Source organism: Neorhizobium galegae, from assembly GCF_021391675.1.
In the GTDB taxonomy this organism is placed as follows: Bacteria; Pseudomonadota; Alphaproteobacteria; order Rhizobiales; family Rhizobiaceae; genus Neorhizobium; species Neorhizobium galegae_B.
On record NZ_CP090096.1, the window covers coordinates 1174245 to 1198483 of the forward strand.

Consider the following 24239-nt stretch of genomic DNA (forward strand, 5'->3'; position numbering starts at 1 on the left):
ATCTAGTCCTCGAGTTGTTCGATGAAGCCGCGGATCAGCGCGGCATGGGCGGCGGGTGCCTCGACGCAGGGGATATGCGCCGCACCCTCGATGATTTCGTAGCGCGCGCCGGGGATCAGGTCGGCAAACGACTTGACGAGTTCGGGTGGCGTCGAGCCGTCCTCACGGCCGACGATGCAGAGCACCGGCACCGCGATCTTTTTCGCAGCCTCGGTGAAATCCGCATCGCGGATCGCGGCGCAGGTGCCGCTGTAACCGGAGGTCGGCTGGCGCACCAGCATGTTGCAATAGGCCTGGTAGGCGGCGTTGTCCGGCTTTCGGAACGGCGCGGTGAACCATCGCTCCATGATCGCGTCGAGAATGCTGCCGATGCCGTTCTGTTCGACGGCGGCAATGCGCGCCGCCCAGGACTCGGCCGTGCCGATCTTGTGGGCCGTGTTGGAGAAGATCAGCGCCTTCACGAGGTCCGGCCGGGTGGCATACAGGCTTTGGGCGATCAACCCGCCGACCGAGAGACCGCAGATGATGACCTGGCTGAGCTGCAGGTGGTCGAGCAGGCCGGCAAGATCGGCCGCATGGTCGGCGATCGAATAGGGCGGATTGCCAAGGCCGGAAAGCCCGTGGCCACGCTTGTCGTAGGTCAGGACCGTATAATCCTCGGCAAGCTTGGGCAGTTCGTGATGCCAGATGCGGCTGTCGGTTCCGAGCGAATTGATGAACACGACGACCGGCTTTCCGTCGCCCGCGCGCTGGATGTCGTAGTGGATCACAATGTCGTTGATGTGTACAAACTGCATCAGCGCCTCCTCCCGTCTTGATAGATTGCACTAGTTTCCGGTTAGGTAAAATGATATTTCAGCATGATCCCCTAACCCCAGGGTTATTTGATCTTGATCAATTCCCGAGTCAAGTTTCGGCACTTGCATACATTCGTCGAGGTCGCGCGCCAGAAAAGCGTGGTCAAGGCGGCCGAAATCCTGCATGTCAGCCAGCCGGCCGTCACCAAGACCATCCGCGAGCTCGAAGAGGCGCTGGGCGTCGCCGTGTTCGAGCGTGAGGGCCGCGGCATTCGCATCACGCGCTACGGCGAGGTGTTCCTCCGGCATGCGGGCGCGGCGCTGACGGCACTCCGCCAAGGCATGGATTCCGTCTCGCAGGAACTGTTCGATGCCGCTCCTCCGGTCCGGATCGGCGCGCTTCCGACCGTTTCCACCCGCGTGATGCCGCGTGCCATGACGCTGTTCCTCGCCGAAAAGACCGGCAGCCGCGTCAAGATCGTGACGGGAGATAATGCCGTTTTAATGGAGCAGCTCCGGGTTGGCGAGCTCGACCTCGTGGTGGGTCGTCTGGCATTGCCCGAAAAGATGACCGGCCTGTCTTTCGAACATCTCTATTCGGAGCAGGTCGTCTTCGCCGTCCGCGCCGGCCACCCGCTGCTCGATGGCAAGCGATCGATATTCGAAGGCTTGGCCGACTATCCGGTGCTGATGCCGACGCGCGGCTCGATCATCCGGCCTTCGGTCGAACAGTTCCTGATCGCCAACGGCGTCGCCAGTCTGCCGACGCAGGTGGAGACCGTCTCCGACGCTTTCGGCCGTGCCTTCGTTCGATCGAGCGACGCGATCTGGATCATCTCGGCCGGAGTGGTCGCCGCCGACATCGAGGACGGGGTTTTGGCGACGCTGCCGATCGATACCAGCGAGACTCGCGGCCCGGTCGGCCTCACCATTCGTGCCGACGCCAATCCCTCCACGCCGCTGTCGATCCTGATGCAGACCATCCGCCAGGCCGCTGTGGAGATCATGCCGGCGCGGTGAAGCCCGGCTCTATCTTCATCACGTCATCGCCGCAAAACAGGATGACGTAGTGGCCGCGCGTCTGCGCGGCTTTAGCCCAACTATCGAGGTCGCAAAGAAAAGGCGCCTGTTTCCAGGCATCCGGATGGTCCGGATCGACCAGTACGGTCAGTTGCGACCCCTGCTCATAGACGAGCATCTTCGATGTCAGAGGCTGCCAGGCCTCTGGAACACCCGGATCTGTCATCCACAGACAGAGGAAATCGCGGCAGAGCTGAGGTCTATCGGTATAGATTGCGCAGCCCTGCCCTTCCGAACAGTGCCGGCACCAGGCGTCCGGCGGCTTGTCCAACGCCGCGATTTCGGGGAGCCGGCAGCAGAGCGTGCAGGTGCCGCAGGATCGCACTGTCTTTTCAACTGTCTCCAAGATCTCGCCGCCTCAACCTCAAAATGCCCGGCCAAACGACCGGCCGGGCCTGCGATTATACGCTGCGGTTGTTTCGCGCAAACAGAGACCGACGATTTCAGTTCGCTCGTAGCTCCGGAAACGCGCGCCGCAACTCGTCCATCGAGGCCATCACCGCGTCGTCTGCGCGCAGCGTCACCGAGATATTGTCGGCGACGTTAAGCGTTTCCTCGAAATGGATCGGCATTTCAACACCGCCCTGGCGGACCAGTGTGGCTTCGTTGCGAAAGCCATGCTTCAGCAGCCAGTCGCGCGGGGCGCTCAGACTCACGGCCACATGGAACGCGCCGTCATCCTCCTTGCTGGCCTTCAGTTTGTAAGTTACGGCGGACCTGTCGCCGCCGATGTCGATCTGGCCCGGGTAACCGGCTTCTTTCAGATGTTCAGTCACGTTTTTCGCTCCTTCGTTTGATGAGCCCATGGGACAACCGACACTCGCTCGCTTTGTTCCGGTTGAGGGGACCGATACATGAACAAGCCCGGTTGACGGCTGTTAAGCACCGTGATCGAAAGGGCGCGGACGACCAGGAGGAGGAGACGCGATGACCGACCGGGAATTGCTGGAGGCGCTGTTTGCCGCCGCCGTGAAGGCCGCCGATCCGCTGACCGGCATCGTGAAACACCTGCCTGCCCCGCCCGTGAACGGCCGAACCGTGGTCATCGGCGCTGGCAAGGGCGCCGCGCAGATGGCCGCTGCGCTCGAGAACGTGTGGACCGGACCGCTGACCGGCGTGATCGTGACCCGCTACGGTTATGGCTGCGAAACGAAGTCGATCGAGATTCTCGAGGCGTCGCATCCGGTACCGGATGCCGCGGGCCTCGCCGGCGCAAAACGGCTGGTCGAGGCGATCCGCGGCCTCTCGGAAAACGACCTCGTCATCGCGCTCGTCTGCGGCGGTGGCTCCGCCCTGCTGCCCGCGCCCCCGGAAGGGCTGACGCTGGAGGACGAGATTGCGTTGAACGAGATGCTGCTTGCCTCCGGCGCGCCGATCTCGGCCATGAACGTGGTTCGCAAACATCTGTCGACCATCAAGGGCGGCAGGCTTGCGGCAGCGACCAAGGCCCGCGTCGTCAGCCTGATCGTCTCGGATATTCCAGGCGACAACCCCGCCTTCGTCGCCTCCGGCCCGACCATTCCGGATACCACGACACGCCAGGATGCGCTCGCCATCGTCGAGCAATACAAACTGAAGCTGCCGGCGGCGATGATCGCGCATCTGAACTCGCCAGCCGCCGACGCACCGGACCCGGACGATCCGGTCTTTGCCCGCCACGAGCATTTTGTCATAGCGTCGGCCGGCGTCTCGCTGGAGGTGGCCGCCGAGGTCGCCCGCGCCCATGGCGTGACGCCTTATATCCTTTCCGACTCCGTCGAAGGCGAAGCGCGCGACGTGGCCCTGGTGCATGCGGCCCTTGCGCGCGAAGTATCGCTCCGCGACCGGCCGTTCGCAAAGCCGGCGGTTCTGCTGTCCGGCGGGGAGACCACAGTGACGCTACGGGCGAAAGGCGGCAAGGGTGGCCGCAACGGCGAATTCGTGCTGGCTCTGGCGCTGGCGATCGACGGCCACGACATCACCGCCCTGGCCGCCGATACGGATGGGATCGACGGCTCGGAAACCAATGCCGGCGCTTTCGCGGACGGCACGACGGCGAGACGCCTGCGGGCCGCCGGGCTCGACGGACGGAAGCTGCTTGACGGCAATGACAGCTTTTCAGGATTTGCCGCGATTGGCGACATATTCGAAACGGGGCCAACCGGCACCAACGTCAATGATTTCCGGGCGATCCTGTTGAGGTAGCCCGATGGAAGCCGGCCTCGCAGCCCTCTGCCCGCCAAATTGCGGCAATCACTGCAACTGCGGTTTCCTCAGAAAATCATTCCGATCCGCCGACTTCACTCTGAGCCAGGCCTCCCGTCCGTCGCGCAAAATGCGCATCGGGATTTCGGCACCCGGAGGCCCGCTGTTCCAGATCTTGCGGTAGAAGTCCGCGAGCCCGTCGACCTCGCCGTCGCGGATTTCCGAAATCACGTCGCCGCGCTTGAGCCCCGCCTTTGCCGCCGGACCGTTTTCGGTGACGCTCATGACCACGACTTCGCCATTGCTTTCCGCCGACATCGCCCCGAGCCAGGGGCGTGGCGGGCGGTTGAATTCGCCGCGATTGAGGAGATCGTCGAGGATAGGCTTCAAAAGGTTGACAGGCACGACCATGTTGATGTCGGCGATCTCGCCGCCGCGGCTCATCTGCAGGCGCAGCGATCCGACCCCAAGCAGCTTGCCTTCCGTATCGATCAGCGCCGCCCCGCCCCAAGAGGGGTGGGCGGGTGCGATGAAGATCGCCTCATCCAGCAGATATTCCCAATACCCCGCGAATTCCTGCTTGGCGACGATGTTGCCGCGCACATATTCTCCCTCGCCATCGGCGAAGATAATTGGATCGCCGAGCGTCGCGGTCGCGGAATCGCCGATCTGAAGCGCCGGCAGATCCAGCGGCGCCATGGCCTGCACGAGGCCGAAACCGCTTTCCTGATCATAGGCCAGCGCATGGGCCGGCACGACGCGGCCGTCCTGGCGTGTCAGCCAGACGTCCTCTGCTTCGGTGATCAGGTAACCGATCGTCAGCACCAACCCGTTTTCGCGGATCACCACGCCGCTACCTTCCCGGCGGGTGCCGAGAGTATTGGCCGTAAAGGCGTTGTCCGGAATTGAAGCACGCACGGCCACGACCGACCGTAAACTTTTCTCGATATCCATGATGCAAATCCTGATGAGGCAATACGCGGTCCGGAACCCCGCAAGGGTCTGCAAAGGCCAACCATACCGTCTCTTTAAGGTATGAATGTGGACGGCGTGGAGCAAGAGGCCGGCGAGAAACTCCTGCTTGCAAAAGTGTCTACCTCATGTGGGTCCCCTCCCCGCTTCCGGGAAGGGGAAGCGTGGAATGCTCAGCCCGCTGGCGTCAGGGTGACCGACGTGCCGGTTGCGGCGACGTTGAGGCCGAGCTGGCCGGTAACGCTCACCGTCTGCAGGTGGATGGAACCCGCGGTACCGCCGACGAGGATATTGGCGCCGATGCCGGCACCGACGGTGGCTTCAGCCGTCGCGCCCTGATAGAGGCCGCCCAGCGAACCGTGGTGATAACCGGCGGTCGGGGCGAAGACGGCCCAGATCAGCCGCGAGCGGGTCGTGAAGCCGAGATCTACGCCCATCTTGCGCACCACACCGGTATAACGGTCGAGCGGTTCACTGCCGATCGCCGTCGTAAAGACACAATCGGCTTCCTTGGCGGAACCAAGCACGTAACCGACGCCGCCGCCGATCGAGCAATCGAGATAACCGATGCGAACGCCGCCGCGCTGGTCCTGTTCTTCATAAACCGGGACACGATCCCGGCGGGCGATCACATCGGCGGAAAAGGCGGCTCCGGCGCTGGTCACGACCGGCAAAGCGGCGAGCGCCACGGCAACAATCTTCTTCATCCCTGTACTCCTTTAATTATTCAGCCGCCCCTGTTGAGACTCGTGCGAGCGGATTTGGCAGCGTTGGGAAACGCATGTGGCGGAAGAATGATCCCACGCCCGTTGCACACGAATTATCACCGAATTGTTCCAAGCGTGAGTTGGCCCCATTGCGCCGCCCCTGCGTCAGCGGTTCGCGGAATTGGCCGGGAGGAGAAACAGGGGCATCGGCTACCTTCCGGAACCGCGGCCATCCAGGCACGTTCCTGTCGATCTTTCGAGGAGATCGGAATGGACAAGGACAGGAAACTGGAATGGCTGGCGAGGTCCGGGTATGCGGCCAGGGGGGCCGTATACGTCCTGATCGCCGGCATGGCGTCGCTCTCGACCCTCGGCGGTGGAGAGCCCGATTCCAATTCCGCGCTGCAGATCGTATTGGAACAGCCTTTCGGACAAATCTGGCTCGGCGTGATCGGCATGGGCCTGATCGGCTTCATCCTCTGGCGAGTGGCGCAATCGATCCTCAACACCGACCGGCATCAGAACAATGCGAAAGGGTATCTGGTCAGGGCGGGTCTTCTCGTCAGCGCCGCCACCTATACCGGTCTCGCCTTCTACGCGGTCGGGCAGGCCCTGCATCTCGGCTTCGGCGCGGGATCGTCCGGAGCCCGCGAAAGCTGGACCGCCTGGCTGATGCAGCAGCCGTTCGGTCGCTATCTTGTCGCAGGCGTCGGCCTTGCGATCATCGGTGCCGGCTGCGCCCAGGCGGCCAAGGGCTTCAAACGTGGATATCTTCGCTTTTTCGAAAGCGGATTCGAACAGCGAGCTGTCCTCAATGGCATCTGTGCCTACGGCCTGCTGGCGCGGGGCGTCATATTCCTCATTATCGGCGGGTTCTTCATCTATGCCGCCTTCGCTGTCGATCCGAACCAGGCCGGCGGCCTGGCGGATGCGCTCGCGTGGGTGCGCCAGCTTCCGTTCGGAGCTATCCTCTATGGAATGGCGGCAATCGGACTTTTCGCCTTCGGCCTCTATGGATTGATCGAGGCCCGGTACAGGATCGTGCAGCCGCCTTCGATGGATCGGCCGCTCCGCGCGATGCGGTCGGCCGTGAACTGAAATTGAGCAAGGAGTTTGAATGGCATTCCATCAGCGCGTGACACGCAGAGTGGTCGAAAGGGTCATGACTTTCGAGCCGATCGGCTTGATGATGGTCGCCTTTCTGGCAGGCGGGCTTTTCGTCTTCTTCCGGTTGACCGACGAGGTTCTGGAAGGCGAGACCCATGCCTTCGACGAGAAGATTCTTCTGGCCCTGCGCAACGCCACAGATCTTGCGACGCCGCTCGGACCCTATTGGCTCAATCATGCCATGGGAGACATCACGGCGCTCGGCGGCGTCACCGTGCTGACCCTGATGACCGTGATGGGAACGGCCTTCCTCCTGCTGTCGCGGCAAAAGGCGATCGCGCTCTTCATGTTCCTGTCGATCGCCGGCGGCTGGCTTTTGAGTTCGTTGCTGAAGCTCGGCGTGGCACGTCCGAGGCCGGATATCGTGCCGCATCTGGTCGAAGTCAGCGATCTCAGTTTTCCAAGCGGCCACGCAATGCTGTCGGCCGTCACCTATCTGACGCTCGGAGCGCTGCTGTCGCGCGCCCAACCCTACCGCTCGACGCGGATCTTCCTGATCGGCGCGGCGATCGTCCTGACATTCATCATCGGTTTCAGCCGTGTCTATCTCGGCGTCCACTACCCGACCGACGTCCTTGGCGGCTGGTGCGCCGGCGCGACCTGGGCACTGGCGTGCTGGATGATTGCCAGACGCTACATCTCCGTGGCGCCGGAGTAATCCGGCGACTTGCCGGGGTGATTTCCGCAATCCCTCACGGATCGATATACCCGACCGCCCGGACCCGCACCTCGCGAGCCCCCGGATCCTGAGAAAACAGGACGGCGCCGGAGGATTTGGATTGCGCCGGCACGTAGTCGAAGGTGACGTCTGCGTCCTCGACGATGTTGCCGCCATCCAGAATCTCGCCTCGTACGGTAACGGCAGCAGCCGTCGCCGTCGCCTTGTTGGCGATATCGAAGGCGACACGGTAGCCGCCTTCGGTCTGGCGCCTCTCCGTGATGGCGATTGAGAATTCCGGTTGCATGTCGTCCTGCGTCCATGCCTGGTAGGCGACCCAGGAGATGGTGGCGACAACGACGAGCGCCGAAACCGCGCCGGTCGCCCATTCGATCCAGTGTGGCTCCTTGACTTCGGTGTGGCGCTTGTTGGCTGTGGTTGTCATCGAGGGTCACTCGTTACAGGATGAGGCGGGCGGCGGCGGCCCCGATTGCGCCGGGGAAACTCAGGACGATCGCCGACATCAGCATCTGCGTCGGCGCCGTATCGTCGAGCCGGCCGAAGGTCCAAAGCACGTAGAGGCTGATCAGCATGGCGACCATGTAGCCTGGCAAAGTGAAGCGGAAGAAGGCGTGCCACCACGGCGTTTCGTTCGAAATTTCATGAGTGCCTTTGAAGGCGACCGCATAGACGAACCCGTGCATGATGGCGATCGACAGGCCGATGGTGACGAGCGCGTGCCAGGGCGTCATCTTGTAGGCGATCAGGATGATTTCCTCCGTCGGAGCGACGTTGAGGTTTAGAAAGAGGGCGCCGACTGCCATCAGAAAGAGTTCGCGGCTGTAGCTGGTGGAAATTTCGTCGGGCACCGCGCCACCGCCTTGCCCCTCATCCTCCTCCCGGTCGTCCTCGTGTTCATCATTCCCGGACTGTCCGCCGAGCTGGGAACGGCCAAGCAGCGCGCCGATGCTTGCCGGCACGGACTGTATGGCGATCTTGCCGAGCATTTCGGAAAGCGGCATGTGGGGCTTGATATCGCCGAGCATGATGAGGACCGCTGCGGCTATGATAATGCCGAGGCCATAGGCGATGGTGGCGTCGCGACAGGCTTCCGCCGCGGTGGACGTGCGTTCGAAACCGATCCGGTGGGCGAGCAATATGAGAAGCGGGATATTGGCGATCAGCAACAGGAACAGGCGCCAGCGTTCGATATAGAACCCGAGCTGCCAGAGCTCCATGGTCATTAACATCGGGATACCGAACAGCATGGCGCCGGCCGCGCCACGTCCGAGGCCGATCAGGAAATCCCGGCTTTCGCCTACGTCATTGCCCCGTTCCGCCCTGGCCCCGTTCAATGCCGGCTCCTTTCCCTCTTGCGATAAGCGGAAAGAAACTCTGAAATCGGATCAAATGTTCCGCCCGGACGAGAACGCGGGACAAGGCATCACCGATCGAACAGATCCTGCCATTGCTTCTCGCCGACCAGGCAGTCGCTGGAAGGCTGGTTAGTGGCGACCTTCTGCACGGTTGCCGGCGGCGTGAGGCCACTGATCTCCAGGACCAGCTTGCGGCGCACGGCAACGGCGAAATCCTCGATCTTGTGAACCGGCAGGACGAAGGAGCCGGGGCCGCCGATGACGCAGTCGCCGTAATATTTGTCGAGCCCGCCCGGCGCGCCGGAGGGCCTCAGCATGATCGCCAGGCCGTTGATGATGATGCCGGCTTCCAGCGCCTTCCCACGGACCGGCACGACCGGATTGCCGGAATTGTTCGGCCCGTCGCCGGAAATGTCGATCACCTGACGCATGCCACGATAGGAATTGGCGACGATCATCGTTGCGCCCTGGGTGATCGCGGCGGAAATCGAAGTGCGGCGCTGGGTATTGATGGGCCGGGCCTCGAGCTTGGCGGCGAAATTGATCGCGTCCTGCTCGTTTTCGATGACTGTCCAGTCGATGATCGAATCCGGCACCACGTCGCCGGCCCATTCGAAATAGCTGATGGCGATGCGGCCGGTCAGCCCGGTCTTCACCGCGTCGATGAATTCCTTGTGCTTGAGCGCCTCGAGATATCCCTCGCGCTGGACGCGGACTTCCTCGTAGTCCATCGAGCGGGACGTATCGACCGCGAGGACCAGTTCCACATCGACTTCACCTCCCTTTTGCTGCGCGACCATAGGGGCGGTGGCAGCGGCGGAAAGGCTCATGAGCATCGCGAGTGTTGTAAGCATTGCCAATCCAATCACTGCGTTATCGATTTCTTAAAACTGTAACACAGAGGCGACCGTGGGCGACTCTCCTCCGCGAGCCTGGCTTCAACTTTCGGTGATGGGACTTTATTCCGCAGCAAGGAATAGCCACTCCCGACCGGCCAGCGCCTTCAGCTTTTCGCCTTCGAGCCGATAGAAGACCCGAGTCTCCCTCCCGTCAAACCGGACCCGCTGGAACGGAGCCATTATCCCGGCGGCGCAAACTCGTGTCAAATTGAGGGACAGGGCGATTTCCGATGGCCGCTGTTGACTTCGCAGCACGCATATCGACAGAGTGGCGCAAAGAAGGAAACGCCATGTCCAGGTCAGAAAAATTCATCGTGCTGCCGTTCAAGAAAGTCCGGGGCAACGTGACGCCTGGTGAGATGCGCGTGGCGTCGAACGCCGCTTCGGCAGAGAAGATCGCCCGCGCCATGGCCGACCGTTTCGTCGGGGTCGCGGCCTATTCGGTTCAGGTCGATATGGAAAGCGGCGACATGTCCGATCCACGCATTCTCTGGCAGTCGGGCGAAATCGCCGATATCGCTGCCTAGCCCCCGGACCCGGCTGCTTCTTTCAGAGGCGACGCGGGTTCGATCCGGTTATTTCTTGAGGATCACCCACAGCGCATGCACGATGCCGGGAAGCCAGCCGCAGAGGGTGAGCAGGATATTCAGCCAGAAATGCAGGCCGAGCCCCACCTGCAGGAACACGCCGAGCGGCGGCAGGATGAAGGCGAGCAGAATGCGGATGATATCCAACGGGCGTTCTCCGGGTTGATAAGGTCCGGCTGGTAACGCGCTGGAGGGGGATATGGTTTCAGAAGACGTTCACCGCAGCAGCGTCTTCGCGATGATCTCCAGCTGAATCTCGTTGCTGCCGCCGAAAATGCTCTGGGAGCGGGAATTGAAATAGACGGCGGAGGCAACCTTGCACTCTTCGTCGATCTCACTTCCCTCCGGCAGTTCGTGCAGCGGCCGGTGCTCTTCCCAGCGCAGCGCATCCGTGCCGAGGATCGAGGCGGCGAGTTCGGCGATCGACTGGCGGATGCGGCTGCGCTCGATCTTCATCGTCGAGGACGGCACCGACCCCGGATTGCCACCCGCCTGGACCTTGGACATGGCCGAAAGCTCCAGCATGTCATTGGCGTCGACATCCGTGGCGATCTCGGCGAAGCGCGCCATGAATAGCGGATCGTCGATCATTTTTCGCCCGCCGGGCAGTGGTTCCGAGGCGAGCCGTTGGAGGCGCGCCAGCATGGCGCGCAGCATGCCGCCCGCGAAGGCGCCGCCCCGCTCGAATTCGAGCAGGTACTTTGCGATGTCCCAGCCCTCGCCCTCCTCGCCGATGCGGTCGGAGACCGGCACTTTCACGTCGTCGAAGAAGACCTGGTTGAACTCGTGCGTGCCGCAGATCGAGCGGATCGGCCGGATGGTGACGCCGGGCGATTTCAGGTCGATCAGGATGAAGGTGATGCCTTCCTGCTTCTTGCCCGTATCGGCAGTGCGCACCAGCGCGAACATCCGCGTGGCGTGATGCGCCAGCGTCGACCAGATCTTTGAGCCGTTGACGATGTATTGGTCGCCGTCGAGCACCGCCCTGGTCTTCAGCGATGCGAGGTCGGAGCCGGAGCCGGGTTCGGAATAGCCCTGCGCCCAGACATCCTCGCCATTCAGGATGCGCGGCAGGTAGAAACTCTTCTGCGCCTCGTTGCCGTAGCGCATGATGACCGGGGCGATCATCTTGATCGAGGCGCCGCGGAAATGCGGCTCGCCGGCGCGTTCGCATTCCTGGTCGAAAATGTAGCGCTCGGCGAGCGTCCAGCCGGTGCCGCCATATTGCCTCGGCCAGGACGGGGCGACCCAGCCCTTGTCGTTGAGCTTCGCCTGCCATTTGAGGCCGACGGCGGGGTCTGCGAGGAAGCTGGGATTCAGCCGCTCGGCGCGCTTCAGGCCCTCGTCCAGATGAGTGTCCAAGAAGGTTCTAACCTCGTTGCGGAAGCGGACCTCTTCTTCCGTCATCAACAGATCCATGGATAATCTCCTCAGACGGGCTCGCGCAACAGGCTGCCGGAGAGCATGGCAGGATCGCGGATGATCTCGCCATAGCGCTTCAGGTGGTCCGCGGTGGTGCCAAACGTGTTTTCGATCGCGTAGAGCCGGCGGAACCAGGCGCCGATCGGCATCTCTTCCGAAAAGCCCATCGCGCCATGCAACTGGATCGCCTCCTGTGCGACGGAGCGGGAGACCTTGCCGATCTTGGCACGGGCGCCGGAAACGCCGCGGATGCGCATCGGGCGCGGCGCATCGACGGAAAGCGTCGCGAGCAGTGCGGAGCCGCGGGCCTCCTGGCATTTCACCGCCATCTCGGCCATGCGGTGCTGCAGGGCCTGGAAGGCGGCGAGCGGCTTGCCGAACTGCACGCGCTCCTTGGTATAGGCAACGGTCGCATCCATCAGCGCATCCATGATGCCGACCGCTTCCGAGGCGAGCGCCGCATTGGCGCGGTCGTAAGCCGCTTCGATTTCGGCGAGCGTATCTGCCGCGGCACCGAGCAGCGCCGAGGCGAGCACCGGGACGTTGTCGAGAACGAGATCGCTGGCACGGCTGCCATCGACGAGTTTCACTTGGGTCGAGGTCAGGCCGGCAGAATCCGCAGGTACAACAAACAATTTTACTGTCCCGTCGAGCGTGGCCGAGACCAGAAAGACATCCGCGAAGGAGCCGCCGGGAACCAGCGGCTTCTCACCGGAGATGGTGTAGCCATCCACACTCTTCGTGGCGGTTGCGGCAATATTGTCGAGGTCGAAACCGGTCTGGCGCTCCGTATGCGCCAGCGCCGGGCGCGACGTGCCGGCGATCAGGCCACCGAGGATTTCAGCTCTCTGTTCTTCGGAGCCAAGCTTTTCGACCAGCCCGCCGGCGAGGATGACGGACGAGAGATAGGGCTCGACCACCAGCGCCCAGCCGACCGCTTCCATGGTCAGCGAGATTTCCACCGGACCGCCACCAAGCCCGCCGTTCTCTTCTGCGAATGGCAGCGCAAGCCAGCCGAGATCGGCCATCTCCGACCAGATCGCGGCATCGACGCCCGTTTCCGATGCGATGATCTTGTTGCGCTTCTCGAAGTCATAGCGTTCCTTGAGGAAACGTTCTGCGCTTTCCTTTAACAGAAGCTGCTCGTCCGAATAGTTCAGGTCCATGGTCGCTTCTCGCGATTAGATGAAGTGAGACGGCGCGGCAAACTCCCGAATCTCCCCCTTGAGGGGGAGATGTCACCGGAGGTGACAGAGGGGGGTGGCGCCGCGAACTCAACTGCCGAAGAGCGTGCCGCGGCACCCCCTCTGCCCTGCCGGGCATCTCCCCCTCAAGGGGGAGATCGGCTTGCCGCGCCGCTCCACGCCTCCATCAGCTTTGTGCGTCTGGCGCACAGAAGCCCTCACTCCTCGCGCTTATACGCCCCATGCCCCGGCCGGTAGGTCTTCGTATCCAGGAACTGCGACAGTCCCTTTTCGCGGCCCTTTTCCGGGTCGACGAACGTCGTCTGGTCGGCCTTGGCGGTGAGGTATTCGGCCGACTCTTCCCAAGTCATCTCGCGCACGTATTTATAGGCCATGCGGGCCTGGCGGAGCACGGTCGGGTTCTTTTCGAGGAGCACGCGGGCGATCTCGACGGTGCGCTCCCGCAGCTTGTCGGCCGGCACCGCCTCGTTCACCAGGCCGAGTTGTTCGGCCATCTTGCCGCCGAACTTTTCGCCGGTCATGACGTAGTACATCGCCTTACGGTCGTTCATCAGTGTCGAGATCGCCTTGGAGACGACGCCGCCGGGGATGACGCCCCAGTTGATTTCCGAAAGGCCGAACACCGCATCTTCCGAGGCGATCGCCAGATCGCAGCAGATCAACGGCGTGAAGGCCCCGCCAAAACACCAGCCGTTGACCATGGCGATGGTCGGCTTGGCGTAGTGCATCAGCAGGCGCCATTGCCAGGCGCGGGTCGAGCGGTAGGCCCGCATGCGCTTGACGTCCGACACACCGTCGGTGGCGCGGAAGAAGTCCTTGAGGTCCATGCCGGCTGAGAAGGCGTCGCCCTCGCCGGTGAGGATGACGACGCCGGCGCGGTCGTCGATTTCAAGCGCGTCGAGCACCCGGATCATGTCTTCGGCAAGGCCGACGCTCATGGCGTTGCGCTTGTCCGGGCGGTTCAGCTTTACCCAGGCAATGCCGTCTTCGAATTCAACCTTGACGTTCTCTCCGCCCAGATCGCTTGCTTCAATGGTCATCATGTTCTCCTAAAGGTCCGGGACCTTATGACAGGCTGGTCATTTTGGTAACGAGATAGGCGTCCATGCCCTCGGTGCCGCCTTCGGAGCCGTAACCGCTCTGCTTGACGCCGCCGAACGGCGTTTCGGCCATCGAGATGAAGTTGTTGTTGATGCCGACCATGCCGGCCTCGATCGCGTCGCTGACCATCGCCGCGGTCTGGCTCGACCGGGTGAAGGCATAGGAGGCAAGCCCGTAGGGCAGCCGGTTCGCCTGCTCGATCACCTCGTCAAAGGAGGTGAAGCGGGCAGTGACGGCGACCGGGCCGAACGGCTCGTCATTCATGATGATCGCATCCTGCGGCACGTCGGAGAGAACCGTCGGCTGAAAGAAATAACCGCGATTGCTGCCGCGCTCGCCGCCGGCCTTCACCTTGGCGCCGCGCTGGACGGCATCGGCGACCATACGCTCCATCGCCGGCACGCGACGGCTGTTGGCAAGCGGTCCCATCTGGCTCGACGGATCGAGGCCGTCGCCGACCTTCAAAGCGGACGCCGCCTTGGCAAAGCCGTCGACGAACTTGTCGTGGACGCTGTCATGCACGTAGAACCGGGTCGGCGAGATGCAGACCTGCCCGGCATTGCGGTATTTCGCATGCACCATGACGCGGATGGCATGGTCGATATCGGCATCTTCGAAGATCAGCACGGGGGCGTGGCCGCCAAGTTCCATCGTGGCGCGCTTGACGCCTGCTTGCGCGGCGAGAACAGCGAGATGCTGGCCCACCGTGGTGGAGCCGGTGAAGGTGATCTTGCGGATGCCGTCCGAGGCGATCAGGTGTTCGGAGACGTCCGCCGGCTTGCCGTGCACAACGTTCAGCACGCCGTTCGGCAGGCCGGCATCCTGCAGTGCGCGAGCGATTTCGAGCACGGTCGACGGCGTCTCTTCCGAGGGCTTGATGACCATGGTGCAGCCGGTCGCGAGTGCGGCCGAGATCTTGCGGGCCGGGATGACGCCCGGGAAATTCCAGGGCGTGAAGCCGGCGACCGGGCCGACCGGCTCCCTGGTGACCATCCAGCGGGCGCCGGGCACGCGCGAGGGCACGATGCGGCCATAGGTGCGGCGGCCCTCGTCGGCGGTCCAGTCGAGAATGTCGGCCGAGATATGGACTTCAGGGATCGCCTCGGCGAGCGGCTTGCCCTGGTCGAGCACCATGCGCCGGCCGATTTCGTTCGCCCGTTCGCGCAGGATGTCGGCTGCCTTGCGGATGATCTTGGCGCGATCGAAGGCGGTCGTTGCCTTCCAGGCCTTGAATTCACGGGTGGCGGCGGCCACGGCTCGCTCAAGGTCCGCCGCGGTCGCATGCGGCAGAGCGCCGATCGGCTCGCCGGTGGCCGGATTGATGACGTCTTCCGTCACCCGGCCTTCTGCACCGAGCCACTCGCCATCCACAAACAGCTTCAATTCACCATAGGACTGGGTCTGCGTCACGGTATCCTCCCTCGCGGCGACCTTAAAAAACTGCAGGAGCCGAAGCTCTCAGCGCACCACGAATAGCGCGTCGAGAGCCAAAGCCCCGTCCCCCTCGCCGTAGACAACGAGCGGGTTGATATCGACTTCGACGATCTGAGGCTGCGAGCGCATCAGCGCGCCGAGCTTGACGACCACGTCGGCGATGGCCTCGACATCGCGGGCCGGCTGGCCACGGAAGGCCCCGAGCAGCTTCGAAGCCTTCAACTTGCGGATCTCGGCGATTGCCCGCTCGCGGCTGATATCGGCCGGCAGCAGGCGGGCATCGGCGAGAGCCTCGATCCAGACGCCGCCGAGGCCGACCAGCACGACCGGACCCCATTGCGGATCGCGCTTGGCGCCGACCACCATTTCGAGGCCCTGGCGCGCCATGCCCTCGATCAGCACGCCGTCGAGCTTAAGGCCCGGCTTGTGCCTGGCAATGCTGGCATACATCTTTTCATGCGCCGCCCGCAGCGCCGGCTCGTCGGCGATATTGACGATGACGCCCCCTACATCGCTCTTGTGAGCAAGCTCGGCTGCCTGCGCCTTCATGACGACCGGATAACCGATATCGGTTGCGATCTTCGCGGCTTCGTCGGCGGATTTGGCCAAGGCGCCCTTCGGGATGTGGATGCCGAGGTCGGTAAGGATCCGCTTTCCTTCATACTCAACCACGAGGCCGGGGGGTGGCAGTTTGGCGATCCGTGCGCCTTCCGGCGCCCGGTCCTTCGTGGCGGCGAGGGCCGCCGCATAATTCATCACCACCGCCATGGCGCGCATGGCGCGTTCCGGCGAGCGGAAGAACGGAATGCCGCTGTCGCGCACCGCCTTCATGAAGGTCGGGTCGAGCGGATAGTCGTCGCCGACGATGTTGAGGATGACCGGCTTTGTCGCGGTCGCGGCGACTGGGATGATGGCGTCCGACTTCTTGATCTGCATCGGCCGCGAGCCGCCCGCGTGCGACAGGAAGACGATGCCCACATTCGGATCCTTCAGCATAGCCGCCGTGGACGTGCCGAAAATACCGGGATTGGAGAAGCCGGTCGTGCCGATGTCGAACGGGTTGTCGACATGGACGTAAGGCGGCACTTGCGTTGCAAGCTCGGCATGCACCTCGTCCGACAGCGTCGCGATCGGCAGGCTGACGCGTTCGCAGAAATCGAAGCAGAGGCCGCGGATGGCGCCGGAATTGGTGACGATGCCCGCCTCGCCCGGCGGCGGCGACGGATAACGCGCCAGGATCGCGGTGACGTCGAACAGTTCGTCGGTCGTCTCGACCAGCGCGACGGCCTCGTTGCGCACGGCCGTCTGCATCAGCGCATGGTCGCCGGCAAGCGCGCCGGTATGCGATTGCGCCGCCTGCTTGCCGCGCTCGCTTGAGCCCGGATGCAGCATCACGATCGGCTTGCCGAGCTCGCGGGCGCGCCGCGCGACGGTGAGGAACTTTTGGGAGTTTTTGACCTGTTCGACATAGACCGCGACGACGGCGTTGTCCTTGTCCTCGATCAGCCAGCCGACCAGGTCCTCGGCGGCGATCACCGCCTCGTTGCCGGTGGCGATCACATAGGAAACCGCGATTTCGCGGGAATGCATGGCGAAGCGGATATTGGCCGCCGTCGCGCCGCTCTGGGCGACGATCGCGACTCTGGAGCGCTCGCCGACGCCTCGAAGGTCAACCGGCTCGAAAGTCAGCGGAATGCCGTCGACATAGTTGGTATAGCCCATGCAGTTGGGTCCGAGCATCGCCATGCCCGCCTTACGGCAGATCTCGGTAAGCTCATCCTGCTGCCGGCGGCCTTCCTCGCCGGCTTCGGCAAAACCGGAAGAGTAGACGATGACGCCCGCCACATCCCGCTCGACGCAGGCAAGAACCGAGTCCTTGATCGCCACCTGGGGCACGATGAGGATCACCACGTCGATGCCATCAGGAAGGTCGCCGATGGTCTTCACGCAGGGGCGGCCGTTGATCTCGTCGCGCGAACGGCTGACGAGATGCAAGTCGCCGGCATATTTGAAGAGTTCGAGATTGGCGAGCACGCCGCCGCCGATCGAAGCGGGATCCGGCGACGCGCCCACGATCGCGATCGATCGTGGGCGCAGCAGACGGTCAAGATCGAACGGCTTGGCCGGATCGAGCGTCTTGGGAGCGGTGGTCATCGTATCAGCCATGGGAGCCACTTCTTAGTCGCGACGGTAGGCACCGAGGCCCGGGCGGAAGGATTTCTCGTCCAGGAATTGACTCATGCCGGTATTGCGGCCGTTTTCCGGGTCGCGGAGTTCCGTCTGATCGGACTTCGCCATCAGATATTCACCAGCCTGTTCCCAGGTGAGATCGCGGGTGAAACGGCAGGCAGTCTTGGCCTGGCGCAGCACGAAGGGGTTCTTGCCGATCAGCGTCATGGCGAGCTTGCGGGTCTCGGCCTTCAGTTCTTCCGGCGAAACGGCCTTGTTGACCAGCTTCATTTCGGCAGCCTGCCGGCCGGTGAAGGTTTCCCCGGTCATGATGTAATACATCGCGTCGCGAAAGCTCATCGTCTCCAGCACCGACTTGGTGACGATACCGGCCGGGATGATGCCCCAGTTGATTTCAGAAAGGCCGAAGATCGCGTCTTCCGAGGCGATGGCCAGGTCGCAGCCGACCAGGAACTGGAAGGCGCCGCCGAAACACCAGCCGTTGACCATGGAGATGGTCGGCTTCGGGAAATACATCATCCGACGCCACTGCCATGCGGCGTTCGCCCGGAACAGGCGTTCGCGCTGGATCGGCGGCACCTTGTCGGTAGCGCGGAAATATTCCTTGAGGTCCATGCCGGCCGAGAAAGATTCGCCCGCGCCGGTGACGACCATCACCTTGCAACGGTCGTCTTCTTCCAGCGCGTCCATGATCGCGTTCATTTCCCAGACGATGCCCGGGTTGATGGCATTGCGCTGCTTTGGACGGTTGAGCGTCACCCAGGCGATGCCCTCGTCGAAATCCACGGTAACATATTCGCCCCACTTGCCATTGTTCTGGCCGGCGGCAGCGGATTCGGTCTGGTTTTCCATAGCAAATTCTCCCTACTGGGGAAATGGATATCAGGGACCCGAATATGCGTCAAGCGGCTTTCAGTTTCGGGCCTTGCGAAAAGAAAGCCGTTTGACACCGTGCTGAACCGGCTTAACCGCGGCCGAGGAATGGCATTTCGACCGGCAGGATGATGCTTTCGTAAAGGTTCACGTCGTCCGGCAGGGTCGCCATCAGCACGACGATCCGCGCCACATCCAGAGGCATCATCGTTGCGGGTCGGACCTTGTCGGTAACGCCGGGAACCAGCGAGCTGACCGTCGAGCCAGGATGCACCATGGAGACCGCAATGCCGTGCTCGCGGCCGTCGACAGCGAGCGAGCGGGTGAGGCCCTCGAGCGCGAACTTGCTCGCCGTATAGGCGGCGGTATGGCCGCGCGGAACCTTGGACGACAGGCTGCCCATGTTGATGATCCGGCCGCGCTTCTGTTCCTGCATGATGACGAAGGCGGCGCGGCTGCAATAGAAGACCGAGTGCAGGTTTGCCCCGATCACCTCGTGCCAGCGCTCGTTGGTGAGCTTTTCGACCGGCGTATGGTCGGCAATGCCGGCATTGTTGATCAGGATGTCGAGCCGGCCATATTTTTCCTTCACCGTGGCGAACAGCTTTTCGACCTGCGCGTCGTCGGTAACGTCGGTCGGCACGACGAACGCTTGGCCGCCTTCGGCCTCGATCTCGGCCGCCAGTTTTTCAAGCTTGTCAGTGCTGCGGGCGGCAAGCACGGTGACGGCGCCCTCAGTGGCAATCGCCTTGGCGATACCCCAGCCGATGCCCGAGCTGGCGCCGGTGACGATGGCAATACGGTCCTTGATCGAAATCATCTGAAATCCCTCCTCGAATTGTTGTGTTAGACGCGCGAAATTCCTTCATAAAGCGCTTCGAGCCCGCGCCGATCGCTGACCCCGAGCTTGCGATAGGCGCGCTGACGGTAGGTGACGATGCTCGAAAGCGCGAGCCCGACCTTTTCGGAAATTTCCCGATGCGTGCGGCCGAGCAGCAGGCCGGCGGAAACCTCGGCCTCACGGCCCGAAAGTGCAAACCCCGCCTGCAGCAGCCGCCCGGCGATCTCCTGCAGCGGCGGATGCAAGGGCACCGTCTGCGGCCGGCCCTGCAGGCGCACATGCTTGACGACCATGGCCATCAGGAGCGGTGCGAAGGCTTCCAGCCGTTCGACCGCGGAGAGCGGGAACGGGCCGCTTTCGCGGGTGCGATAGAGGCTGGCGAAGATCCGCGGTTCCTCCGAGTGATAGATGGTCAGGCGTTCGAGCACATGGGCGCGCTCGTAACAGTCGCGGCGGTATTCGGGGTCACGGATGCCGTTCCAGGCCTGGCGCACCACCTGCACCTTGGCAAGTCCGGGGCCTCCGTTCAGCATCTGGCGGGTCACCCGGTCGCGCTGCCAATAGCGGCGGGCGTAATCGAGCGACGCGCGCTCGGCAAAGCCCGGAATGGTCGAGTGATAACCGCAGGCGAAGAGATAGGAGAGCGACCCGTCTTCCTCGGCCTGGAAGGCGGAACAGAAATCGGTGCCGGCGACGCCGCGCAGGGTTTCCAGCATTTTTTCGGGGAAGCCGGGCTCGCCGAGCTCGTTCATGAGGGCAGCCATGACGGTCACGTTGTTTCCATCAAGCGCAGGCATTGACGCCTCCAGGGTTGAGAACAAATCTGTCGGGGGCATGTCCACCTGCAAGGTGGACATGGGAGGGTCGGCAAAAGCCTACCATCACGGCCAATGCAACAAGCTTGGATATGGAGGAACCACCATGGTCGACGCACCAAAGCTTCGCAAACTCTATCACTTTTCCTACCCCTGCCGCGATGGCGAGGAGACCCGCAAGTTCTACGAGGACCTGCTTGGCCTGCCGCTGGTCAACTGCATGACCGCCGACAAGGTGCCGTCGACGGGCGAAGAAAAGCCCTACGCGCATTTCTTCTTCGAACTCGGCGACGGCTCCTACATGGCCTTCTTCGACCTCGGCGAAAACATCCTGCCGCTTCCCTCGCCGAACACCCCGGACTGGGTCCAGCACTTCGCCATGGAAGTCGATTCCGTCGAGGAGGTTCTTCAGATGAAGAAGCGCCTTCAGGATGCCGGCGTGAAGACCACCGACGTCATCGACCACGAGTTCATCAACTCGATCTACTTCTTCGACCCGAACGGCCTCCGCCTCGAAGTGACGGCCCGCACCGAAGAGCCCGGCTATCTGGAACAGGCCGCTTCCGAAGCCCATGACGCCATGAAGGCGTGGATTCAGAAGAAGGCCGGCATGATCGCCAGGAAGTCGGCTGTGGCTTGAGGCTGCAGTGAGGGGCAGCGATTGTGATCTGCCCCTCACCCCCCTGCCGGGACCCTCTCCCCGCAGGCGGGGAGAGGGAGCTATGCCGCACCCAAGGGTGGGGCTTTTGATGGCGCGCCAGGCGGCGCGTCTTTCCGATCTCCCCCCTTGCGGGGGAGATGCCGGCAGGCAGAGGGGGGTGGTTCTCCACTTTCCATCGGCCAATGAGTTCGCTGAGCCACCCCCCTCTGTCACCTCTGGTGACATCTCCCCCGCAAGTGGGGAGATGGGGAGTCCGTAGCGCCGCCTCGCATCCTCATCTGTAGTCGCCTTGAGTAGAGACGAAACACGCACACCACCGATCCAGCCTGGGCGGTGGTGCTTTTCTTTGAAGCTCACGGTCAAACCTCCCGAAAATCCGGAGCCCGCTCCCGGCGAACGCCGGACTGCTTTCATGCCAGCAGCCCCTGCCGCTTGCTCCAGTCCACCACCCGGTCGATGCAGGCTTTGAGAAGCTCCGGCTGGCCGAGGTAATAGTGGGTCGCGCGCGGGATCGTCATATATTCCTTGTTCTCGGTGGCGAGCGCCGCCCGGATCGTCGGATTGTGGGTCGCCGGGACCGCCTCGTCGGCATTGTTCTCGATCTGCAGCACCGGCGAGCGCTTGATCAGCGCCGCGTTCATCGGACCCTTGGCATTCGACAGGTCGTAGCTCCATTGCGAAAGCCAGGAACGCAGCGTCGTAAAGCGGGCAAGCCCCACCGGGCCGACATTGACCGTGCGCGGATCACCCATATAGCTCCTGCCGATCGGCCGGTCGTTCGGGTCGATGGTGCCGTCGAACCAGCGCACGTCGCACATGGTGCGGTGGACGACGAAGGCGCGCTCCTGCTCGAACGAGCCGCGGCGCTTCAGCTCCGCCAGCATGTCGAGCGCCCAGTGGGTGATCTTGCGGTTGCGGGCAACCTGGGCAGCCCGGAAGCGCTGGATGAATTCCGCCGAATAGGGCGGCTGGTGCGGGCAGTCCGGCGAATAGATGTCGAATTCCGGGTCGCGCAGATCCGGGTCCAGTTCGTCGAGAACCGACGGATCGAGCCATTCGGTCAGCGTTTCGGCACGCGACAGGTGGGCCGCGATGAAGATCACGCCGTCGGCGGGCTTCAGGCTCGCTTCGACGAGGTTGACCTCGTCGCCGGCCGGCGTGTGGGTGATCGTCGGGTTCTCGGCTTGCGCCTGATAGAACAGCGACAGCGAACCGCCGCCCGACCAGCCGACCAGCACGACCTTTTCGTAGCCGAGTTCGCCTCTGGCATAATCTAGCCACTTGCCGAGGTCGATCGCCACCTTCTCCATGATCAGGGCAGTGTCGTTCTTCGGATAACGGCTTGCGGCGCAGAGCACGTGCAGGCCGGCATCGGCAAGCGCCGTCGGCATCGGCAGGAGTTGCAGTGTCGAGGTGGGGTGCATGAAGACATAGACCGTCTTCGACGGCGCGTCGGCGCCGCGCAGAAGCTGGCCCTCGAGGTTGACCCTGCCGGAATTACCGGCAAAGCCGTAGGTCTCGGTATATTTCGCGGTCTCCGGAAAGGAGACAATCAGCGGGATCCGCTGCCATTCCGCCTTGGTGGTCATGGTGTCCTACCCGTATGCTTCGCCCGCACAGCCGGCGGTACCGGCGAACGGGCTTCCGAGATTGAGCTGTGATCGTGCCTTAACCGACCGCTTCCGGCGACCTGCTTCCCGCCACGACCGGCACGGAGGTGGCGTCGTAGGTGAACAGCCATTCGTAGCGCTGCTTGACCTTGTCTTCCTGCCATTCGGCATTGACATAGTCTTCGGCGAGCTTCGGATCCTTCAGCGCAGCATTGTGGAAACGGCTGAGATTGCCTTCCGCACCACGAACGATCTTGCCGGTGCGCTCGACGCGGGCGGCCTCGTAACCGGCAAAAGCCGCTTCGTAATTGCCGTTGTTTTCGGCGAGCGCCCGGGCGAGCACGAAACCGTCCTCGATCGCCATGACTGCGCCCTGGGCGAGGAACGGCAGGGTCGGATGGCAGGCGTCGCCGAGCAGCGTCACGCGGCCGCGGGTCCATTCGTCCATCGGCGGGCGAAGCATCAGGGCCCATTTATAGGGCACGTCGATCGCCTTGATCATCGTGTGGATGTCTTCGTGCCAGCCTTCATAGTCGGCAAGGCACTCTTCCACGGTGCCCGCGACCGACCAGGATTCGACCTGCCAGTCGGCGCGCTCGACGACCGAGACGTAGTTCATCAGCTTGCCGCCGCGCAGCAGGTACTGGATGACGTGGCCGCCTGGCCCGATCCAGTTGGTGCCGACCGGGCGCAGCATGCGCTCCGGCAAGCGCTCGACCGGGATGACGCCGCGCCAGGCGACGATGCCGGTGAATTTCGGGTCGTCGCGGCCGAACAGCGTCTCGCGGATCTTCGAATGCACGCCATCGGCGCCGACCACGATATCCGAAGTGGCGGTGGCGCCGTCGGCGAAGGTGATGGTCGCCCCCTTGTCGTCCTGGGTTATCCCGACGCATTTCTTGGACAGCTTGATCGCATCGGACTTGATGCGACGCACGCCGGCTGCCAGCGTCTGGTGCAGGTCGTTGCGGTGGATGGTAATGTACGGGAAGCCGTAACGCTCGATGGAGAGCGGACCGAGGTCGAACAGTTTCCAGGTCTGCCCGGTGTTCCAGAGACGAATCTCCTTGCCCTGCGCCTGTGAGGCGATCGACATGATGTCTTCTTCCAGCCCGAGCGAAAACAGAACCCGCGTGCCGTTGGCGCTGACCTGGACGCCGGCGCCGACTTCTTTCAGTTCGATCGCCTGTTCGTACACGTCGACGTCAAACCCCTGGCGGAGCAGCGACAATGCCGCCGTCAGCCCACCGATCCCTCCTCCCACAACAGAAATCTTCATTTTGTTATCCTTTGAAATCCCGAAGGCAATCTCTCCCGACGCGCATGCGGCTGTCAACTATTTTTGATAAAGTATAATTGACTTTGTTCAAAACCAATTTCATATCTGCCCGCACGAGCTTTCGGACAGGCCCTTGGGAGACGGCGGCTGCAATTGAAAGTTTCAATCCACGGATCAAAAACAGGAAAGGATGTCACGAAATTACACCTGGGATATCTGGCTTCCTGATATAAATGCGATAGGATCGAAAACGGCGGGCGGCTGTGGTATCTGATCGGCACGGGAGACTGCGGAATTCGATTGACTGACAAGAGGAATACTCTTGTATATAGTCAAATCTAGTTGCCTATAGACGAATTCAGGGCTGCGAATTCGAGGCGC

Annotated in this window: 25 protein-coding genes; 6 read left to right on the forward strand and 19 right to left on the reverse strand. The window is 62.9% G+C overall.

Annotated elements, in window-relative coordinates; translation table 11 throughout:
* Positions 1-2 precede the first annotated feature (2 nt).
* Positions 3-797 carry a 3-oxoadipate enol-lactonase gene (gene pcaD / locus LZK81_RS28265; RefSeq protein WP_233957322.1) on the reverse strand — a complete coding sequence of 265 codons (795 nt, stop codon included), beginning with the start codon at positions 795-797 and terminating at the stop codon, positions 3-5.
* 93 nt (positions 798-890) lie between these two features.
* Here pcaD and pcaQ point away from each other — a divergent pair, with 93 nt between their 5' ends.
* Positions 891-1817 (forward strand): pca operon transcription factor PcaQ, encoded by a 927-nt coding sequence (gene pcaQ, locus LZK81_RS28270; protein WP_233957323.1) that lies wholly within the window; start codon positions 891-893, stop codon positions 1815-1817.
* Here the strand turns inward: pcaQ and LZK81_RS28275 are convergent.
* Together LZK81_RS28275 and LZK81_RS28280 are read right to left on the reverse strand one after the other, a co-directional pair.
* Positions 1801-2223: a hypothetical protein gene (locus tag LZK81_RS28275; protein WP_233957324.1), complete on the reverse strand. Its 423-nt coding sequence runs from the start codon at positions 2221-2223 to the stop codon at positions 1801-1803. The genes pcaQ and LZK81_RS28275 overlap by 17 nt on opposite strands.
* Positions 2224-2320: 97 nt before the next feature.
* Positions 2321-2653 carry a hypothetical protein gene (locus tag LZK81_RS28280; protein WP_233957325.1) on the reverse strand — a complete coding sequence of 111 codons (333 nt, stop codon included), beginning with the start codon at positions 2651-2653 and terminating at the stop codon, positions 2321-2323.
* Positions 2654-2804: 151 nt separating this feature from the next.
* On the opposite strand from LZK81_RS28280, the gene LZK81_RS28285 reads away from it, so the two are divergent.
* Entirely contained in the window at positions 2805-4061 is a 1257-nt protein-coding gene (locus tag LZK81_RS28285) for a glycerate kinase type-2 family protein (protein WP_233957326.1), read from the forward strand.
* Between the two features lie 48 nt (positions 4062-4109).
* Here LZK81_RS28285 and LZK81_RS28290 read toward each other — a convergent pair whose 3' ends face one another.
* Together LZK81_RS28290 and LZK81_RS28295 are read right to left on the reverse strand one after the other, a co-directional pair.
* Entirely contained in the window at positions 4110-5015 is a 906-nt protein-coding gene (locus tag LZK81_RS28290) for a S1C family serine protease (RefSeq protein WP_046606004.1), read from the reverse strand.
* 191 nt (positions 5016-5206) lie between these two features.
* Positions 5207-5740: a DUF992 domain-containing protein gene (locus LZK81_RS28295; RefSeq protein ID WP_046627168.1), complete on the reverse strand. Its 534-nt coding sequence runs from the start codon at positions 5738-5740 to the stop codon at positions 5207-5209.
* Positions 5741-6010: 270 nt separating this feature from the next.
* Between LZK81_RS28295 and LZK81_RS28300 the strand changes: the two genes are divergently transcribed.
* Positions 6011-6838 carry a DUF1206 domain-containing protein gene (locus tag LZK81_RS28300; RefSeq protein WP_233957327.1) on the forward strand — a complete coding sequence of 276 codons (828 nt, stop codon included), beginning with the start codon at positions 6011-6013 and terminating at the stop codon, positions 6836-6838.
* Between the two features lie 19 nt (positions 6839-6857).
* A complete protein-coding gene (locus LZK81_RS28305) occupies positions 6858-7565 on the forward strand; it encodes a phosphatase PAP2 family protein (protein WP_233957328.1) in 708 nt (235 codons plus the stop codon).
* A 34-nt stretch (positions 7566-7599) separates the two neighbouring features.
* Here LZK81_RS28305 and LZK81_RS28310 read toward each other — a convergent pair whose 3' ends face one another.
* From LZK81_RS28310 to LZK81_RS28320, 3 genes are all read right to left on the reverse strand, one after another.
* Entirely contained in the window at positions 7600-8010 is a 411-nt protein-coding gene (locus tag LZK81_RS28310; protein ID WP_233957329.1) for a TIGR02588 family protein, read from the reverse strand.
* 13 nt (positions 8011-8023) lie between these two features.
* Positions 8024-8920: a TIGR02587 family membrane protein gene (locus LZK81_RS28315; protein WP_233957330.1), complete on the reverse strand. Its 897-nt coding sequence runs from the start codon at positions 8918-8920 to the stop codon at positions 8024-8026.
* 89 nt (positions 8921-9009) lie between these two features.
* Complete coding sequence (locus tag LZK81_RS28320) at positions 9010-9795, reverse strand: DUF1194 domain-containing protein (protein ID WP_233957331.1); 786 nt, start codon at positions 9793-9795, stop codon at positions 9010-9012.
* 335 nt (positions 9796-10130) lie between these two features.
* Here LZK81_RS28320 and LZK81_RS28325 point away from each other — a divergent pair, with 335 nt between their 5' ends.
* Positions 10131-10367 carry a hypothetical protein gene (locus tag LZK81_RS28325; RefSeq protein ID WP_007771449.1) on the forward strand — a complete coding sequence of 79 codons (237 nt, stop codon included), beginning with the start codon at positions 10131-10133 and terminating at the stop codon, positions 10365-10367.
* A 48-nt stretch (positions 10368-10415) separates the two neighbouring features.
* Here the strand turns inward: LZK81_RS28325 and LZK81_RS28330 are convergent, their stop codons facing one another.
* The 9 genes from LZK81_RS28330 to LZK81_RS28370 form a co-directional block, all read right to left on the reverse strand.
* Entirely contained in the window at positions 10416-10574 is a 159-nt protein-coding gene (locus tag LZK81_RS28330) for a YqaE/Pmp3 family membrane protein (RefSeq protein WP_046605997.1), read from the reverse strand.
* A gap of 69 nt (positions 10575-10643) precedes the next feature.
* Positions 10644-11846 (reverse strand): acyl-CoA dehydrogenase family protein, encoded by a 1203-nt coding sequence (locus LZK81_RS28335; protein WP_233957332.1) that lies wholly within the window; start codon positions 11844-11846, stop codon positions 10644-10646.
* Between the two features lie 11 nt (positions 11847-11857).
* Positions 11858-13015 carry an acyl-CoA dehydrogenase family protein gene (locus tag LZK81_RS28340; RefSeq protein WP_233957333.1) on the reverse strand — a complete coding sequence of 386 codons (1158 nt, stop codon included), beginning with the start codon at positions 13013-13015 and terminating at the stop codon, positions 11858-11860.
* Between the two features lie 236 nt (positions 13016-13251).
* The gene (locus LZK81_RS28345; RefSeq protein ID WP_233957334.1) at positions 13252-14094 is read right to left on the reverse strand and encodes a p-hydroxycinnamoyl CoA hydratase/lyase; all 843 of its coding nucleotides are present in this window, start codon (positions 14092-14094) and stop codon (positions 13252-13254) included.
* Positions 14095-14119: 25 nt separating this feature from the next.
* Positions 14120-15565 carry an NAD-dependent succinate-semialdehyde dehydrogenase gene (locus LZK81_RS28350; protein WP_233957335.1) on the reverse strand — a complete coding sequence of 482 codons (1446 nt, stop codon included), beginning with the start codon at positions 15563-15565 and terminating at the stop codon, positions 14120-14122.
* Positions 15566-15613: 48 nt separating this feature from the next.
* A complete protein-coding gene (locus LZK81_RS28355) occupies positions 15614-17755 on the reverse strand; it encodes an acetate--CoA ligase family protein (RefSeq protein ID WP_233957336.1) in 2142 nt (713 codons plus the stop codon).
* Positions 17756-17767: 12 nt separating this feature from the next.
* Positions 17768-18631: a p-hydroxycinnamoyl CoA hydratase/lyase gene (locus LZK81_RS28360; protein ID WP_046605993.1), complete on the reverse strand. Its 864-nt coding sequence runs from the start codon at positions 18629-18631 to the stop codon at positions 17768-17770.
* A gap of 112 nt (positions 18632-18743) precedes the next feature.
* Positions 18744-19472 carry an SDR family oxidoreductase gene (locus LZK81_RS28365; protein ID WP_046605992.1) on the reverse strand — a complete coding sequence of 243 codons (729 nt, stop codon included), beginning with the start codon at positions 19470-19472 and terminating at the stop codon, positions 18744-18746.
* A 26-nt stretch (positions 19473-19498) separates the two neighbouring features.
* Entirely contained in the window at positions 19499-20290 is a 792-nt protein-coding gene (locus LZK81_RS28370; protein ID WP_233957337.1) for a helix-turn-helix transcriptional regulator, read from the reverse strand.
* Positions 20291-20414: 124 nt separating this feature from the next.
* Between LZK81_RS28370 and LZK81_RS28375 the strand changes: the two genes are divergently transcribed.
* Complete coding sequence (locus tag LZK81_RS28375; RefSeq protein ID WP_233957338.1) at positions 20415-20948, forward strand: VOC family protein; 534 nt, start codon at positions 20415-20417, stop codon at positions 20946-20948.
* Between the two features lie 431 nt (positions 20949-21379).
* On the opposite strand, the gene LZK81_RS28380 is transcribed toward LZK81_RS28375, so the two are convergent.
* Positions 21380-22558, reverse strand: coding sequence for an alpha/beta hydrolase (locus LZK81_RS28380; RefSeq protein ID WP_233957339.1), 1179 nt, complete (start codon positions 22556-22558; stop codon positions 21380-21382).
* A 79-nt stretch (positions 22559-22637) separates the two neighbouring features.
* Positions 22638-23858: an FAD-dependent monooxygenase gene (locus LZK81_RS28385; protein WP_233957340.1), complete on the reverse strand. Its 1221-nt coding sequence runs from the start codon at positions 23856-23858 to the stop codon at positions 22638-22640.
* Positions 23859-24239 lie beyond the last annotated feature (381 nt).